This window comes from Pseudomonas sp. S3_A09 (assembly GCF_054668065.1).
In genome coordinates, this window is sequence record NZ_CP162752.1 from 2,113,495 (window position 1) to 2,130,033 (window position 16,539).

General features: G+C 60.2%; 14 protein-coding genes and 1 pseudogene. 7 read left to right on the forward strand and 8 right to left on the reverse strand.

The genetic code is table 11. From position 1 onward, the window contains the following. Positions 1–6: 6 nt before the first annotated feature. Positions 7–2,112 (reverse strand): putative bifunctional diguanylate cyclase/phosphodiesterase, encoded by a 2,106-nt coding sequence (locus tag AB4N92_RS10040; RefSeq protein ID WP_045791545.1) that lies wholly within the window; start codon positions 2,110–2,112, stop codon positions 7–9. A gap of 310 nt (positions 2,113–2,422) precedes the next feature. Here AB4N92_RS10040 and AB4N92_RS10045 point away from each other — a divergent pair, with 310 nt between their 5' ends. Next, positions 2,423–3,088 (forward strand): polysaccharide lyase family 7 protein, encoded by a 666-nt coding sequence (locus AB4N92_RS10045; protein WP_010207150.1) that lies wholly within the window; start codon positions 2,423–2,425, stop codon positions 3,086–3,088. A gap of 54 nt (positions 3,089–3,142) precedes the next feature. Here the strand turns inward: AB4N92_RS10045 and fba are convergent, their stop codons facing one another. From fba to tkt, 6 genes and pseudogenes are all read right to left on the reverse strand, one after another. Then, positions 3,143–4,207 carry a class II fructose-bisphosphate aldolase gene (fba, locus tag AB4N92_RS10050; RefSeq protein ID WP_003177554.1) on the reverse strand — a complete coding sequence of 355 codons (1,065 nt, stop codon included), beginning with the start codon at positions 4,205–4,207 and terminating at the stop codon, positions 3,143–3,145. Positions 4,208–4,489: 282 nt separating this feature from the next. Further along, positions 4,490–4,825 (reverse strand): MliC family protein, encoded by a 336-nt coding sequence (locus AB4N92_RS10055; protein WP_021492699.1) that lies wholly within the window; start codon positions 4,823–4,825, stop codon positions 4,490–4,492. Between the two features lie 61 nt (positions 4,826–4,886). After that, positions 4,887–5,113 (reverse strand): annotated as a pseudogene (locus AB4N92_RS10060) (hypothetical protein). 29 nt (positions 5,114–5,142) lie between these two features. Beyond that, the gene (locus tag AB4N92_RS10065) at positions 5,143–6,306 is read right to left on the reverse strand and encodes a phosphoglycerate kinase (protein WP_010207155.1); all 1,164 of its coding nucleotides are present in this window, start codon (positions 6,304–6,306) and stop codon (positions 5,143–5,145) included. A 17-nt stretch (positions 6,307–6,323) separates the two neighbouring features. Next, positions 6,324–7,379, reverse strand: a complete 1,056-nt coding sequence (gene epd / locus AB4N92_RS10070) for an erythrose-4-phosphate dehydrogenase (RefSeq protein WP_021492697.1) — start codon at positions 7,377–7,379, stop codon at positions 6,324–6,326. A 140-nt stretch (positions 7,380–7,519) separates the two neighbouring features. Further along, on the reverse strand, positions 7,520–9,517 hold the full coding sequence (tkt, locus tag AB4N92_RS10075) for a transketolase (protein ID WP_021492696.1): 1,998 nt from the start codon (positions 9,515–9,517) through the stop codon (positions 7,520–7,522). 258 nt (positions 9,518–9,775) lie between these two features. On the opposite strand from tkt, the gene AB4N92_RS10080 reads away from it, so the two are divergent. From AB4N92_RS10080 to AB4N92_RS10100, 5 genes are all read left to right on the forward strand, one after another. Beyond that, on the forward strand, positions 9,776–10,771 hold the full coding sequence (locus AB4N92_RS10080) for an ArsR/SmtB family transcription factor (RefSeq protein ID WP_010207158.1): 996 nt from the start codon (positions 9,776–9,778) through the stop codon (positions 10,769–10,771). Positions 10,772–10,790: 19 nt separating this feature from the next. Then, entirely contained in the window at positions 10,791–11,981 is a 1,191-nt protein-coding gene (gene metK, locus AB4N92_RS10085) for a methionine adenosyltransferase (RefSeq protein ID WP_010207159.1), read from the forward strand. A gap of 210 nt (positions 11,982–12,191) precedes the next feature. Further along, the gene (locus AB4N92_RS10090; RefSeq protein WP_047542543.1) at positions 12,192–12,542 is read left to right on the forward strand and encodes a hypothetical protein; all 351 of its coding nucleotides are present in this window, start codon (positions 12,192–12,194) and stop codon (positions 12,540–12,542) included. A 95-nt stretch (positions 12,543–12,637) separates the two neighbouring features. Next, complete coding sequence (ligB, locus tag AB4N92_RS10095) at positions 12,638–14,302, forward strand: NAD-dependent DNA ligase LigB (protein ID WP_031291100.1); 1,665 nt, start codon at positions 12,638–12,640, stop codon at positions 14,300–14,302. A gap of 39 nt (positions 14,303–14,341) precedes the next feature. Further along, positions 14,342–14,737: a DUF1090 domain-containing protein gene (locus tag AB4N92_RS10100; protein WP_010207163.1), complete on the forward strand. Its 396-nt coding sequence runs from the start codon at positions 14,342–14,344 to the stop codon at positions 14,735–14,737. A 6-nt stretch (positions 14,738–14,743) separates the two neighbouring features. On the opposite strand, the gene AB4N92_RS10105 is transcribed toward AB4N92_RS10100, so the two are convergent. Next, on the reverse strand, positions 14,744–15,193 hold the full coding sequence (locus AB4N92_RS10105) for a c-type cytochrome (protein WP_042571433.1): 450 nt from the start codon (positions 15,191–15,193) through the stop codon (positions 14,744–14,746). 129 nt (positions 15,194–15,322) lie between these two features. On the opposite strand from AB4N92_RS10105, the gene mltA reads away from it, so the two are divergent. Continuing rightward, positions 15,323–16,507, forward strand: a complete 1,185-nt coding sequence (gene mltA, locus AB4N92_RS10110; RefSeq protein ID WP_044288005.1) for a murein transglycosylase A — start codon at positions 15,323–15,325, stop codon at positions 16,505–16,507. Positions 16,508–16,539 lie beyond the last annotated feature (32 nt).

Sequence of the window (16,539 nt, forward strand, 5' to 3'; positions counted from 1 at the left end):
GCGAATTCAGCACGCGCGAGCGCGCGACCAATCAGCCACTTCCTCAGCCATCAACGGCGACGCCGCTATCGGGCCCTGTATAAACGGGCAACCATTGGCCTTGAGCCATCGGGCTTGCTCTTGGGTTTCCACCCCTTCAGCCACTACCACAACATCAAAATGCCCGCACAGCTCGATGATACTGCGCGCCATCACCGCATCCCGCGCCGAGTCGGGCAGGCGCGCGACCAGTTGTGGGTCGAGCTTGAGGGTGTCGAAGGCCAGATCACGCAGATGCGCCAGGGAACAATTGCCCAGGCCAAAATCATCCAGGGCGGTGCGCACACCAATCTGGCGCAACAACTTAAGCTGTTTGGTCGACTCCTCCAGGTTACTCATCAGGCAGTCTTCACTGATTTCCACCTCCAGCTGTCGACCCTGCAACCCATGTCGCTCAATGACCTGCTGCAACTGGGCCGCCAGATTAGGCATATTGAACTGGCTGCTGCTCAGGCTCACGCTCAGCACCAGCTCCTCATCGAACGCCGATTGCCAGGCCTGACGCTGGGCGGCGACCTGCTGGTAGATCCAGGTACTCAACTGGCTGATCAGCCGCGCTTCTTCAAGCAACGGCAGGAACAAACCCGGCGGCACATCGCCGACGCTCGGATGCTGCCAGCGCAACAGCGCCTCGACACCGCGTAGACGCCCGCCTTCCAGGGACACCTGGGGCTGGTAAACCAGAGTGAAATCCTTGTTTTGAATCGCCGTGCGCACGCTGTCTTCGAGCATCAGCCGAGAGCGGGCGCGCCCGTTCATTTCCTGATCGTAATAACGGTATTGCTGACGCCCGGCGCGCTTGGCCTCGTACATGGCAATGTCAGCCGCACGCAACAGACCGCTCAAGTCCGAACCACACTCCGGGAACATCGCAATGCCGATACTGACGCCCAGCATCACATCCAGGCCGTCGATCTGCTGGCACACCGATACTCGTTCGATCAGTTTTTCCGCAATCTTCGCGGCTTGCTCTGGAAATTCCAGCTCCAGCAACGCCGTGAATTCATCCCCGCCCATCCGCCCGAGCATGTCGCCGGATCGCAAACAGGCCTGCATCTGTTCCGAGACCCAGCGCAACACCCGGTCTCCTGCGTCGTGCCCCAACGAGTCATTGACCCGTTTGAAGCCATCCAGGTCCAGGTACAGCAACACCAGGGACTGCTCGCTACGCTCACTGCGCAGCAGCATGTTCTCCACCGCCTGATGAAAGCCACGCCGGTTCAACAACCCGGTCAACGGATCGGTCACCGCCTGGAACTCCAACTGCTGATGCAAATGGCGCACTTCAGACATGTCCAGCACCGTCACCACCATGGCCTTCTGCTCGGCGGGCAACGGCGCGCATGACAGCGCCACCGGTACCTGCTGACCGCGACCGGTGCGTAAAATAGCGTCGTGCTGACGCCAGGTTTCGCCTTTGCGATAAGCCTCGAACATCGGGAACCCCAGCCAGGCCGGTACATGGGGTTTTTGCAGGAAACTCAGGAAGCTCTCACCCTGCAATTCGGTCATGGTGGCATTCAGAAGCCGCGAAATAGCCGGGTTGGCGTACTCGATCACACTCCCTTCACCCACCACCAGAATGCCCTCGGCAGCGTTATCCAGCACCGATGCATTAAAGGCGCGGGCGGACTCTAGGTCATGGCTCAAGCGCTGCAAGGCACGGCGATTGCGCTGATGCTCCAACAGAGCCTGGACCTTGGGCTTGAGGATGTTCGGATCAAACGGCTTGAACAGATAATCGACGGCGCCACTGGCATAACCCTCCAGCACCGCCGCGGGGGACTGGGCGTTAGCCGTAAGAAAGATGATAGGCGTCATGCACGTGCGTTGGCTGCCGCGCATCAGCCGCGCCACCTCAAAGCCATCCATGCCTGGCATGCGCACGTCCAGCAAGACCAGATCGACGTCGTGGGCGAGCAACAATTCCAAAGCTTCCAGGCCAGAACCTGCGGTGATCACCCGCCAGTCTTCACGCTGCAAGAGCGCACGCATACTGACTAGGTTTTCGGGGTAGTCATCGACCACCAAAAGAACTGAACTGCCATCGGCGTGGTGTGGAGCGCATTCCATGCTACGTCTCTTCCTAGGGAGCCACTCCGGTCAATTCTGACAGAAAACCCGGACAAACTCTGAGGCCTCACTCTAGCCCCGCTTCCAAAAAAGCAGAAGTAACGACGGTGCCATCATTGCGCCAATTTTCAGGAAGCCGACTAACGGTAACCCGCTACAGCCCGCGATTCCTGGGAAACATGGCTTTTTGGCATTCCCTTGACGCCAATAATTTGCCATCGACCATTTAACAAGATGGTTAACACCACCTATAAAGAACCTGTCTGGCCCACGGGCCAAAGCCTTCACCTTCTGTAAAAAGGCAAATGCCATGATCGACCTTTCCACCTGGAACCTGAGCATTCCGGTCGGCTCCCCGCCCGCCACCATCGACACTCCGAAACTGATGAATGGTTTCAACGACCAGTATTTCCAGGCCGAAGGCAGCAACGTGCAATTCTGGACCCCTGTCACCGGCACCCGCACCGAAAATGCCGTTTACCCGCGCAGCGAATTGCGTGAGACCTACGCCGATGGACGGCTGCGTAACTGGACCTATCCGGATGCGGACAACTTCCTGCGCGCGACCTTGGCAGTCAACCAAGTGCCCTCCACCGGCAAAATCGTGATTGGGCAGATTCATGCCTATGACAGCCAAAAGCCGCTGATCAAACTGGAGTATCAATTCAAGGAAAAAACCCAGACAGGCAACATCGTCGCCAAAGTCCGCATGCGCCCGGATGAGGATGAAGGGCGGGTAATCATCGTGGCGTCGAACGTGCCACTGGAGAAGAGCTTCACTTACGTGATCAACCTCAACAAAGCCGGGCTGCTCAGTGTGTATGCCGCCGATGGTGAGTGGAATGAGCGCATTGGCGCTGCGTGGGGGGCGAAGCCGTTGTACTTCAAGGCAGGAGCGTATGTGCAGGACAACAGTGGGGATAGCAAGGAAGGTGCACGGGTGACGTTTGCGAAGCTGGATATTGATCACGACTGAATACCAACCACAAAAAAGCCCGCATCACTGCGGGCTCCTTTTAAACGCTGAGGCTTAATTCACCTTGGCGTTCAACTCACCTTTCAAATAACGCTGATACATCGCTTCCAACGAGATCGGCTTGATCTTCGAAGCGTTACCCGCAGTGCCGAACGCTTCGTAGCGTGCGATACACACGTCACGCATCGCGGTCACGGTGGCGCCGAAGAATTTACGCGGGTCGAACTCGCTCGGGTTGGTGGCCATCAAGCGACGCATCGCACCGGTGGACGCCAGGCGCAGGTCGGTGTCGATGTTGACCTTGCGCACGCCGTACTTGATGCCTTCGACAATTTCTTCAACCGGTACGCCGTAGGTTTCTTTGATGTCGCCGCCGTACTGGTTGATGATCGCCAGCCACTCTTGCGGCACCGAGGAAGAACCGTGCATCACCAGGTGGGTGTTAGGGATGCGTTTGTGGATTTCCTTGATGCGGTCGATGGCCAGCACGTCGCCGGTAGGTGGCTTGGTGAACTTGTAGGCGCCGTGGCTGGTGCCGATGGCGATCGCCAGGGCGTCAACTTGGGTCTTCTTCACGAAGTCAGCAGCTTCTTCCGGGTCAGTCAGCATCTGGCTGTGATCCAGCACGCCTTCGGCGCCGATGCCGTCTTCTTCGCCGGCCATACCGGTTTCCAGGGAACCCAGGCAGCCCAGCTCGCCTTCAACCGACACGCCGCAGGCGTGGGCCATGGCGACGGTTTGTTGAGTGACGCGCACGTTGTACTCGTAATCGGTCGGGGTCTTGCCGTCTTCGCCAAGGGAGCCGTCCATCATGACCGAGCTGAAGCCCAGTTGGATGGAGCGCTGGCACACGTCCGGGCTGGTGCCGTGGTCCTGGTGCATGCACACCGGGATGTGCGGGAATTCTTCGATCGCGGCGAGGATCAGGTGACGCAGGAACGGAGCACCGGCGTATTTGCGGGCACCGGCCGAAGCCTGGACGATCACGGGGGAGTCGGTCTTGTCAGCGGCTTCCATGATGGCGCGCATCTGCTCAAGGTTGTTGACGTTAAAGGCTGGGACGCCGTAGCCGAACTCGGCTGCGTGGTCCAGCATTTGACGCATGCTGATAAGTGCCATTGTGTTGTCTCTCCCGGTCGAGGGTCGTTAATCGTGCAAGCCTGCCGTAGCGGCGGCTGCTATTCAAGTTATTGCCGGTCAGGTTTTACATGCCTGGCCTGCTGAATCGTTTTTTCAGGCGGGCTCAACACCTATCTCACTTTGAAACCGGCTCAATGTGGGAGCGGGCTTGCTCGCGAAAGCGGTGAAAAGCAGCTAGCGGATTCGGTGACTGATACACCGCATTCGCGAGCAAGCCCGCTCCCACACTTGGGCCTCATCAACTTTGAGATCGTGATCTCTCTATTGAGCCTTGCAGCCGCGGCCGATCAAATCATCGGTGGCCACCCAGTAAACCAGGCCTTCCTCACCTTTTGTGTGAAACGCCAATTGGTCGTTGGCATACAGCACGCCCGAGGCAGCGACGTCCTGTTTAAGACGGTAGATCTGGTCGGAACCGCCGAGGCGCAACTCCACCTCGGATTTAGCCTGGTTGGCGAAACGCCAGTTGACCTCGGCCTTGCTGTCGCAGGTCCAAGTGGTCCACTTGTCGGCAGTTTCTGCCTTGCTGTCGAACATGTTCATGCTGCTGCAGCCGGCCAACAAGGCCAGAGCTGCCAGGGCGAAAACGCCTTTCATTGCCAATCCTCACAGTGCGACCCGGAGGCCGCCGCTGCTGTCGGTTAGTTGATCAGACCCGTCAAGGGCAACCCTGTTCCTGACCGTTGGGCGCGGAGTCGTATTTCTCCAGCCGTTCGTTGCCGATGCGTTTGTTGATCACCGGCATGGTCTCGGCTTGCCAGTCCGCCTGGTAGCAGCTTTTTTCTGCTGCGCCGCAGGCTTTCCAGCTTCCGGCTCCGCATTTGGCGTGCTGCCGCAGCCAGCCAGCAGGCCCGCTGCGATCACCATTGCCAACGACTTGGTCATAGGAACACTCCTTTTCCGGATCACGAGCCTCAGCCTTTGGCTCGGGTTTCCAACACTTCAACGGCGGGCAGTACTTTGCCTTCGACGAATTCGAGGAAGGCGCCACCACCGGTAGAAATGTAGGAGATCTGGTCAGCAACGCCATATTTATCGATGGCCGCCAGGGTGTCGCCGCCGCCGGCGATGGAGAATGCCGAGCTTTCAGCGATGGCCTTGGCCAGCACCTTGGTGCCGTTACCGAACTGGTCAAACTCGAAGACACCCACCGGACCGTTCCACAGGATGGTCTGGGAGGCTTTCAGCAGTTCAGCGAAGTTGGCTGCGGTTTGTGGGCCGATATCCAGGATCATGTCGTCGGCGGCCACATCCGCGATCAGCTTGACGGTGGCTTCGGCGCTTTCGGCAAATTCCTTGGCGACCACTACGTCCACCGGCAGTGGCACGCTGACTTTCGCGGCGATGGCACGGGCAGTGTCGAGCAAATCCGGCTCGTACAGGGACTTGCCCACGGGATGCCCGGCTGCGGCCAGGAAGGTGTTGGCGATACCGCCGCCAACGATCAGCTGGTTGCAGATCTGGCTCAGGCTGTTGAGCACGTCCAGCTTGGTGGACACCTTGGAACCGGCCACGATGGCGGCCATTGGTTGGGCCGGAGCCCCCAGGGCCTTGCCCAGTGCGTCCAGTTCAGCGGCCAGCAGCGGGCCAGCGGCAGCAACTTTGGCGAACTTGGCCACGCCATGGGTCGAGCCTTCAGCGCGGTGGGCGGTGCCGAACGCGTCCATCACGAACACGTCGCACAGCGCCGCATATTGCTGGGCCAGTTCGTCGCTGTTCTTTTTCTCGCCTTTGTTGAAGCGCACGTTTTCGAACAGCACAATGTCGCCAGCCTTCACGTCAACGCCGCCTAGGTAGTCAGCCACCAGCGGCACGTCGCGGCCAAGGGCTTTGCTGAGGTAATCGGCGACGGGCTTGAGGCTGTTTTCGGCGGAGAACTCACCTTCGGTCGGACGACCCAGGTGGGAGCAGACCATCACGGCCGCGCCTTTTTCCAGGGCCAGCTTGATGGTCGGCAGCGAGGCCAGGATTCGCGCATCGCTGGCGACAACACCGTCCTTGACTGGGACGTTGAGGTCTTCGCGGATCAGTACGCGCTTACCTTGCAGATCGAGGTCGGTCATCTTCAACACGGTCATGGGTCGCAGTTCCTGAATTACTGTTGAGGTTGTTTAGAGGCGATGTGCAGATAATGTTCCGCAACATCCAGCATTCGGTTGGCAAAACCCCATTCGTTGTCGAACCAGGCCAGGATATTCACCAGCCTTGGGCCGGAAACGCGGGTCTGGCTGGCGTCGACAATCGCCGAATGCGGGTCATGGTTGAAATCGCAACTGGCGTGGGGCAACTCGGTATAGGCCAGCAGGCCTTTGAGCGGGCCGCTGGTGGCGGCGTCGCGCAGGATCCGGTTGACCTCCGTCGCATCGGTGTCGCTGACAGTTTGCATAGTGATGTCCAGGCAGGACACGTTCACCGTCGGCACCCGTACGGCTTTGGCCTGGATTCGCCCGGCAAGTTCCGGCAACAGTCGCTCAATGCCGCGCGCCAGGCCGGTGGATACCGGAATCACCGACTGGAACGCCGAGCGCGTACGGCGCAGGTCTTCGTGGTGATAGGCATCGATGACCGGCTGGTCGTTCATCGCTGAGTGAATCGTGGTGATCGACACGTAGTCCAGGCCGATCGCCTGATCCAACAGACGCAACAGCGGCACGCTGCAGTTGGTGGTGCAGGAGGCGTTGGACACCAGCAGTTCATCGCCAGTCAGGCAGTCCTGGTTGATGCCGTAGACGATGGTGGCGTCGACATCTGCCTCGCTGGCCATCGGCTGGGAAAACAGCACACGGGGTGCGCCGGCGTCGAGAAAACGCTGGCCATCGGCACGGGTGTGGTAGACACCGGAACATTCCAGCACCAGGTCAACGCCCAATGCCGTCCAGTCGATGCCTTCAGGGGTGGCACTGCGCAAGACCTGCACGCAGTTGCCATTAATGTGCAGACAATCGCCTTCGACCCGCACTTTGCCGGGAAAGCGGCCGTGGGTGGAGTCAAAGCGTGTCAGGTATTCGATGCTCGCCATGTCGGCAAGATCATTGATCGCAACAATTTCAAACCCGGCATCCGCCCCTCGCTCGAACAGAGCACGCAAGACGCAACGACCAATGCGGCCGTAGCCGTTGAGTGCAACTTTGTAGCGACGCGGTTGAGGCATGGGGTTCTCGATTACCTTGGGTGAAGGGGTGGCTGTTAGACCGCTTTCGCGAGCAAGCCCGCTCCCACAGTTGAAATGCATTCCAATGTGGGAGCGGGCTTGCTCGCGAAGAGGCCAGTACAGCCACCTCAATCGACAGCTTAGTCTTCCAGCAGCTCTTCAGCCTGACCCAGGATGTTTTCCAGGGTGAAACCGAACTCTTCGAACAATGCTGGCGCCGGCGCCGACTCACCGTAGGTGGTCATGCCGATCACACGGCCTTCCAGGCCCACGTACTTGTACCAGTAGTCGGCGTGAGCCGCTTCGATGGCGATACGCGCACTGACCTGCAATGGCAGGACCGATTGCTTATAGCCGGCGTCCTGGGCTTCGAACACGCTGGTGCACGGCATGGACACAACGCGTACGTTGCGGCCCTGGGCGGTCAGCTTGTCGTACGCCTGGACGGTCAGGCCCACCTCGGAACCCGTGGAGATCAGGATCAACTCAGGCTCGCCGATGCAGTCCTTGAGCACGTAGCCGCCACGGCTGATGTCGGCGATCTGTGCGTCGGTACGCACTTGGTGCTGCAGGTTCTGACGCGAGAAGATCAGCGCCGAAGGGCCGTCCTTGCGTTCGATGGCGTGTTTCCAGGCCACGGCGGATTCCACCGCGTCGGCTGGACGCCAGGTGTCCAGGTTTGGCGTGGTACGCAGGCTGGTCAATTGCTCGACCGGCTGGTGCGTAGGGCCGTCTTCGCCCAGGCCAATGGAGTCGTGGGTATACACGTGGATCACGCGCTTCTTCATCAGCGCAGCCATGCGCACGGCGTTACGGGCGTATTCCATGAACATCAGGAAGGTCGCGCCGTAAGGCACCAGGCCGCCGTGCAGGGACACGCCGTTCATGATGGCGCTCATGCCGAACTCACGTACGCCGTAGTACATGTAGTTGCCGCTGGCGTCTTCAGCCGAAACACCTTTGCAGCCCTTCCACAGTGTCAGGTTGGAGCCGGCCAGGTCGGCCGAACCGCCGAGGATCTCAGGCAGCAATGGGCCAAACGCGTTCAGGGTGTTCTGGCTGGCTTTACGGCTGGCGATGGTCTCGCCCTTGGCCGCGACTTCGGCGATGTAGGCCGAGGCTTTTTCCGAGAAGTCGGCAGGCAGGTCGCCGGCGAGGCGGCGGACCAGCTCGTTGGCCAGCTCAGGGAATTCGGCGGAGTAGGCTGCGAAACGCTGGTCCCACTCGGCTTCGGTGGCCAGGCCTTTTTCCTTGGCATCCCATTCGGCGTAGATGTCGGCCGGAATTTCGAACGGGCCGTGGTTCCACTTCAATGCTTCACGGGTCAGGGCGATTTCCGCGTCACCCAGTGGGGCGCCATGGCAGTCTTCTTTGCCCTGCTTGTTCGGCGAACCGAAACCGATGGTGGTCTTGCAGCAGATCAGGGTTGGCTGCGCGCTCTTGCGGGCGGTGTCGATGGCGGTCTTGATTTCTTCCGGATCGTGGCCGTCGACGTTGCGGATCACCTGCCAGTTGTAGGCTTCGAAACGCTTAGGGGTGTCATCGGTGAACCAGCCTTCGACTTCGCCGTCGATGGAGATGCCGTTGTCATCGTAGAAGGCAATCAGCTTGCCCAGGCCCAGGGTGCCGGCCAGGGAAGCGACTTCGTGGGAAATGCCTTCCATCATGCAGCCATCACCCAGGAATACGTAGGTGTGGTGGTCGACGATGTTGTGGCCTGTACGGTTGAACTGCGCGCCCAGGACTTTCTCGGCCAGCGCAAAACCAACGGCATTGGCCAGGCCTTGGCCCAGGGGACCGGTGGTGGTCTCGACGCCTGGGGTATAGCCGAATTCAGGGTGACCCGGAGTGCGGCTGTGCAGCTGGCGGAAGCTTTTGAGATCGTCGATGGTGACGTCGTAGCCGGTCAGGTGCAGCAGCGAGTAGATCAGCATCGAGCCATGGCCGTTGGACAGCACGAAGCGGTCACGGTCGGCGAACGAAGGGTTGCTCGGGTTGTGTTTCAGGTAGTCACGCCAAAGCACCTCGGCGATATCCGCCATGCCCATCGGGGCACCGGGATGGCCGCTGTTGGCTTTTTGCACGGCATCCATGCTGAGTGCACGAATGGCGTTGGCACGCTCACGACGGCTGGGCATCGCTGATCTCCTGGGTTTGCTGAAAAGAAACGGAAAAAAGGACCGGCATTTTCCCTCAGCCACCGCCTGCGGGCAATGACAGATAGTCACTTGAGGACGTTTTTCCTGTGCTTTGGGCATCAATCCCTTGCAGAAACCTTTAACCGGTTCGTCTAACAGTTATAGCGGCGGCTTATAACCACCACTTATCGATCAATATCAAAACTTTTTGATATTGACCTTGCGATGCCCTCCACCCGTCACTAGACTGCTGGCCTTATGAATCTACCTATGCCCTCACTGCGCCCCGACGACGGCGATGAACTGGCAGCCTTGTGCAAGGCCGCTGGCGATCCGTTGCGTCTGAACGTGTTGCGCGCACTGGCCAACGATTCCTTCGGCGTACTGGAACTGGCACAGATCTTCGCCATCGGCCAATCGGGCATGAGTCACCACTTGAAGGTACTGGCCCAGGCCGACCTGGTAGCCACCCGCCGTGAAGGCAATGCGATTTTCTACCGCCGTGCGCTGCCCCATACCGAACTGCTGGGCGGCAAACTGCACGCTGCCCTGCTCGAAGAAGTGGACAACCTCAGCCTGCCAGGCGACGTACAGTCGCGCATCGGCCAGGTCCATGGGCAGCGCGCTGCCGCGAGTCAGGATTTTTTCGCACGGGTTGCCGAGAAGTTTCGCGCCCAGCAAGACCTGATTGCCGGTCTTGCCCAATACCGCGACAGCGTATTGGCGTTGCTCGACAAGCTGAGCTTCAGTGAAGAGGCCACGGCACTGGAAGTCGGCCCCGGCGATGGCGGTTTCCTGCCGGAGCTGGCGCGGCGCTTTCAGCAAGTCACAGCCTTGGACAACAGCCCGGCGATGCTGGAACTGGCGCGCCAGCTTTGTGAGCGCGAGTCACTGGGCAATGTCAGCCTGCAACTGGCCGACGCATTGAACAGCACGGCGTTAAAGGCCGACTGCGTGGTGCTGAACATGGTCTTGCACCATTTCGCCGCACCCGCCGACGCCCTCAAGCAAATGGCCGGGCTGCTGCACCCCGGCGGTAGCCTGTTGGTTACGGATTTATGCAGCCACAACCAGAATTGGGCCAGGGAGGCCTGCGGTGATCTCTGGTTGGGTTTTGAACAGGATGATCTGGCCCGTTGGGCCACCGCTGCGGGACTCGTTCCCGGGGAAAGCCTCTATGTAGGTTTACGTAATGGTTTCCAGATCCAGGTCCGCCATTTTCAGCGACCGGCTGGCGACACTCACCATCGGTAAATATCAGGAAAACATCGAGATGAGCGAATACTCCCTTTTCACCTCCGAGTCCGTGTCTGAAGGGCATCCGGACAAAATCGCCGACCAGATTTCTGACGCGGTGCTGGACGCCATCATTGCTGAAGACAAGTTCGCCCGTGTGGCGTGCGAGACCCTGGTGAAAACCGGCGTAGCGATCATCGCCGGCGAAGTGACCACTTCCGCCTGGGTTGACCTGGAACAGCTGGTGCGTGACGTGATCACCGACATTGGCTACAACAGCTCCGACGTCGGCTTCGACGGCGCGACCTGCGGCGTGATGAACATCATCGGCAAGCAATCGCCAGACATCAACCAGGGTGTCGACCGTGCCAAGCCTGAAGATCAAGGCGCCGGCGACCAAGGCCTGATGTTCGGCTACGCCAGCAACGAAACCGACGTGCTGATGCCTGCGCCGATCACTTTCTCGCACCAATTGGTACAGCGCCAGGCCGAAGCCCGTAAATCCGGCCTGCTGCCGTGGCTGCGTCCGGACGCCAAGTCCCAGGTGACCTGCCGTTACGAAGGCGGCAAGGTGGTGGGTATCGACGCGGTCGTGCTGTCGACCCAGCACAACCCGGACGTGTCCTACGCCGACCTGCGCGAAGGCGTCATGGAGCTTATCGTCAAGCACGTGCTGCCGGCCGAACTGCTGAGCAAGGACACCCAGTTCCACATCAACCCGACCGGCCAGTTCATCATCGGTGGCCCAGTAGGCGACTGCGGCCTGACCGGTCGCAAGATCATCGTCGACAGCTACGGTGGCATGGCCCGCCACGGCGGTGGTGCGTTTTCGGGTAAAGACCCGTCCAAGGTTGACCGTTCGGCGGCCTACGCCGGTCGCTACGTGGCCAAGAACATCGTCGCGGCCGGTCTGGCCGAGCGTTGTGAGATCCAGGTTTCCTACGCAATCGGTGTAGCCCAGCCTACGTCGATCTCGCTGAATACCTTCGGCACCGGCAAGATCAGCGATGACAAGATCGTCAAGCTGGTGCGTGAGATCTTCGACCTGCGCCCTTACGCGATCACCACCATGCTCGACCTGCTGCACCCGATGTACCAGGAAACCGCAGCCTACGGCCACTTCGGTCGTACCCCAGCGCAGAAGACCGTCGGCGACGACACCTTCACCACCTTCACCTGGGAAAAAACCGACCGCGCCAACGACCTGCGGATTGCCGCCGGCCTGTAATCGCTCTCGATGCACAAAAGCCCCGCCGGGTTATTCCGGCGGGGCTTTTTATTGCGCGATGATCTTCACGTTTTTTGGATCCAAACCTTGCAGGCCTAATGATGGCCCTCTAGAATCCGCGCCCTCTCGGGCCCTTTACCTTATTTGGATATTGCCCTGCGCCAGCCCGAGACAGACAAACGCGCAGGCAATCGAACATTGAGGTTTTTCATGCGCATCTCCACGCTCGCCCCTGCCGCCCTTCTCTTCAGCCTGTTCGCCCTGCCGGTAAACGCCGCCGACCTGAGCGCATTGAGTGGTGCCCTGAGCGCCCAACTGGGTGGCGGCAACGCTGGCGATTGCCAGAAACAAGCAGCCGATCTGCAAGCCAAGATCGATGCAGCTGAAGCCCAGAAGGACACCTTGAAGGTGAAGGCCTTCAAAGCCGCGCAAGACCAGATCAACAAAGGTTGCAACAAACTTTCTGAAGCCCAGGCAAAAGCCGACGCGAAGCAGCAAACTCAAGAGGCGAAGGCCGATAAACCAGACGCCGTGAAGGCCCTGGGCGGTCTGTTCAAGTAAATAGAAATACCCAGTAAAAAGCCCCGCAGCGTCGGGGCTTTTTTGTGGCCGATCGGATCATTTAGGCTGGGCACCCTTTCCGAGCAAGGATGCTCATGATGCCTTTACTGCTAGCGCTTTTACTCAGCATTTTACCCTTCAGGGGGTGGGCCGAAGAGTGTCCCGACACAGCCCGGGCACAGGTCAACACACTGACCGAACAGATACGCCTCTGGGACGACAGCTACCACCGCCTCAACCAATCCCCCGTCAGCGACGAACTCTATGACCAGGCGCGCCAACGTCTGACCCACTGGCGCCGGTGCTTCCCTGAGTCCCCCCCGAAACCCGACAACCCCCTGGCGAGCTCACGCGGCACCCTACGCCACCCCATTGCCCATACGGGCCTTGAGAAACTGCTGGATGAACAGGCAGTCGGCGCCTGGCTGAGCACACGCCAGGATGTCTGGATTCAACCCAAGGTGGACGGTGTGGCGGTGACCCTGGTGTATCGACAAGGTCGCCTGCGCCAAGTCATCAGCCGGGGCGATGGCCTGATGGGCCACGACTGGTCGGCGTCCGCGCGCAGGATCCCCGGCATTGTCCAGCAGTTGCCGGAGCCCATCGACCTGGTGCTGCAAGGCGAACTCTATTGGCACCTCGACGACCACGTGCAATCGGCAAACGGAGGGCTCAATGCCCGCAGCAAGGTGGCCGGGCTGATGAACCGCCTCGAATTGAGCGACGCCGACGCCGCCGGCATCGGTCTGTTCGTATGGGCATGGCCCGAGGGTCCGGGGTCGTTTACCGAGCGTTTGGCCGCATTGGCACGCTGGGGTTTTACCGACAGCCGACGCTACAGTCAGCCCATTCGGGATATCGCCGAAGCCACGCACTGGCGCGCCTATTGGTACAACCATCCACTGCCATTCGCCAGCGATGGGGTGGTGTTGCACCAGGCACAGCGTCCGCCCGCCAGACGATGGAAGGCCAGCGAACCTTATTGGGCGGTCGCCTGGAAGTATCCGGCGGCCAAGGCCCTGGCGCTGGTGCGCAACGTACGATTCAAGATCGGTCGCACCGGACGCATCACACCCATGCTTGAGCTGGAACCGGTGCAGTTGGATGACCGCCAGATCAGTCGTGTGAGCGCCGGGTCATTGAAGCGTTGGCAAACGCTGGATATCCGCCCTGGCGACCAGGTCTCCATCAGCCTTGCGGGCCAGGTGATCCCCCGACTGGACGAGGTCATCCTGCGAAATGCTCATAGGGCCGACTTGGCGGCACCTGACCCTCGGGACTTTCATGCCTTGAGTTGCTGGCAACTGGACCCAGGCTGCGAAGAGCAACTGCTGGCGCGCCTCACCTGGTTGAGCGGCAATCAGGGCCTGGCGTTACCGCACATAGGTCGCGAGACTTGGAACGTATTGATCCAGGCCGGTCTAATCGCAAGCTTTCTCGATTGGTTAACCCTGGATGTGGCAGAGCTTGCTAACATTGAGGGCTTCGGTGATAGCAGCCGTACGCGAGTGCTCGAAAGCCTCAACAGCGCACGACAGCGGTCCTTTGCACAATGGCTCAAAGCCTTGGGCGTACCACCCGCGGCACGCAACAACCTGGAAGGCGACTGGCAGACGCTGGTCGCCAGAGACACCCAGGCCTGGCTGGCCATCGATGGCATCGGCCCGGGCCGCGCGGCGCAACTGAGCGCCTTTTTCCGCGACCCGCAAGTACAGGCCTTGGCAGACACATTACGCGTGGCCGGCATCGATGGGTTTTGAACCCGAGCCGACCATCAGATTGCGACCTTGGAGTCCCACATGAAATTTCTAGCCCCCTTTGCCCTGTTGACCGTCGCAAGCTTCATGGCCACCCCCCTGCTGGCCGCCGAAGAAGCCCCGCAGCTCACCGGTTGCGCCGCCAAGCGCCAAGCCATCAGCACCCAGATCGAACAGGCCAAGGCGCACGGCAACAGCGCCCAGCAAGCCGGTCTGGAAAAAGCCTTGAGCGAAGTCACCGCCAACTGCACCGAGGCGTCCTTGAAGAAGGAACGGGAAAACAAGGTGCTTGATGCCAAGCATGAAGTCAGCCGCCGTCAGGCCGACCTCGACAAGGCCATGAAAAAAGGTGACGCGGACAAGATCAACAAACGTAAGGACAAACTCGCCGAGTCCCGCAAAGAACTGCAGGACGCGGTGGAAGAGCTCGACCAGTAAAACCGGTCAGTGGTCTCGGAACTGCTTATGGCATGCGCTGCAGGCATCTTCGACTTTCTGCACTGCCGGCCCCAGGTTGCTCGCTTTGTATGGCTGAACCTGGCTGGCGATCACCAATTCACCGGTGGCCGCTTCAAGGTCGCGGGCCAGTTGCTGGAACTGCGCCTGCTTTTGCCAGACATCATCCTTGGCACTGGTGTGATCTTCTTCGCGCACGCTCGGAAAATGCTTCCAAGGCTCATGGGACAACGCGTCCAGCCTGACTGCGCCTTCGGCAAATTTAGCGCCGTCGAATGGGATCCGCCCGCGCAACATGCCGCCCAGGTCTTCGCCGGTTTTGAGCATCTGCTTGAAGATCGCCTTGCGCTGGCCCAGCGGCGAATTCGGATCCACGCCGCCACAGGCGGACAGTGTCAGGCAGGCCAGCAATACAACGGTCAGTTTTTTAAAAGTCATGGTGGCTTCGAGGTCACGGGAAACGGCGGCCAGTATCCTCGCCCCGCCCGTAAAGACCAATAGCCCTATTAATAATAAGGGTTGCCAAACAGCGCTGTGGCGCGGGCAATCGCTTCAGGAATTGTTTGTATGAATGTCACGTTGAAACCCTGGGGCCGCCGCCTGGCGTGGGCCCTGCCGATGATCGCGCTGCTGGCTGGCTGCGACGCGGGCAAAGAAACAGCCAAAGACGAAACGTCGAAACCCCACGCTGTCGCCACCTATGTGAGTGCGCCATGGGAAGCCTTGCCGGCAGTGTCCGACAGCGACCTGCTGGCGGGTTTTGAGTCCTGGCGCAGCGCCTGCCAGCGCCTCAAGGCCGACCCGGTGTGGGGCGCGACCTGTGCGGCAGCCGCGACAGTGCCGAGCAATGCCGTGGCGGTGCGCGGGTTTCTCAAGGAACGCCTGGATGTGTTCGGCCTACGCTCGGCTGACAACACCCCGAACGGCTTGATCACCGGCTACTACGAACCGGTCTACCCCGGGAGCCTGACCAAGACCGCCAAAGCCAACGTGCCGGTATACGGCGTGCCGGACGACCTGATTATCGTCAACCTGGAAAGTATCTACCCCGAACTCAAGGGCAAGCGCCTGCGCGGTCGCCTGGAAGGTCGCGTGCTCAAGCCTTACGACGATGCCAGCGTCATCAACGGCCAGGGCTCCACAGCCAAACCAATCGCCTGGCTGACTGACCCGATGGACCTGCAATTCCTGCAAATCCAGGGCTCTGGCCGCATCCAACTGGCCGGAGGGCGCCAACTGCGCATCGGTTATGGCGACCAGAACGGCTACCCCTATCGCCCGATCGGCCGTTGGCTGGTGGAACAAGGCGAATTGAAGAAAGAAGACGTCACCATGGGTACCATCAGCGCCTGGGCCAAGTCGCACCCGCAGCGTATCCCGGAACTGCTGGCGAGCAATCCCAGCTATGTGTTCTTCAGCGCGCGTCCCGACAGCAACGAAGGCCCGCGCGGCTCCTTGAACGTGCCGCTGACCGCCGGCTACAGCGTGGCGGTGGATCGCAAGGTAATTCCTTTGGGCAGCCTGCTGTGGCTGTCGACTACCAAGCCGGACGGTTCACCGATCATACGGCCCGTCGCCGCACAGGACACCGGTGGTGCGATCACGGGTGAAGTGCGTGCGGATTTGTTCTGGGGTACCGGTGATACGGCCGGCGAACTGGCGGGGAACATGAAGCAGCAGGGGCAGATCTGGATGTTGTGGCCCAAGGGCGCAGCATTGCCGCACGTGCCGGATGCACCTGTCGGGAGCTGAAAGCGCTCTGCCAAACTCGGTTTATTGTGGTG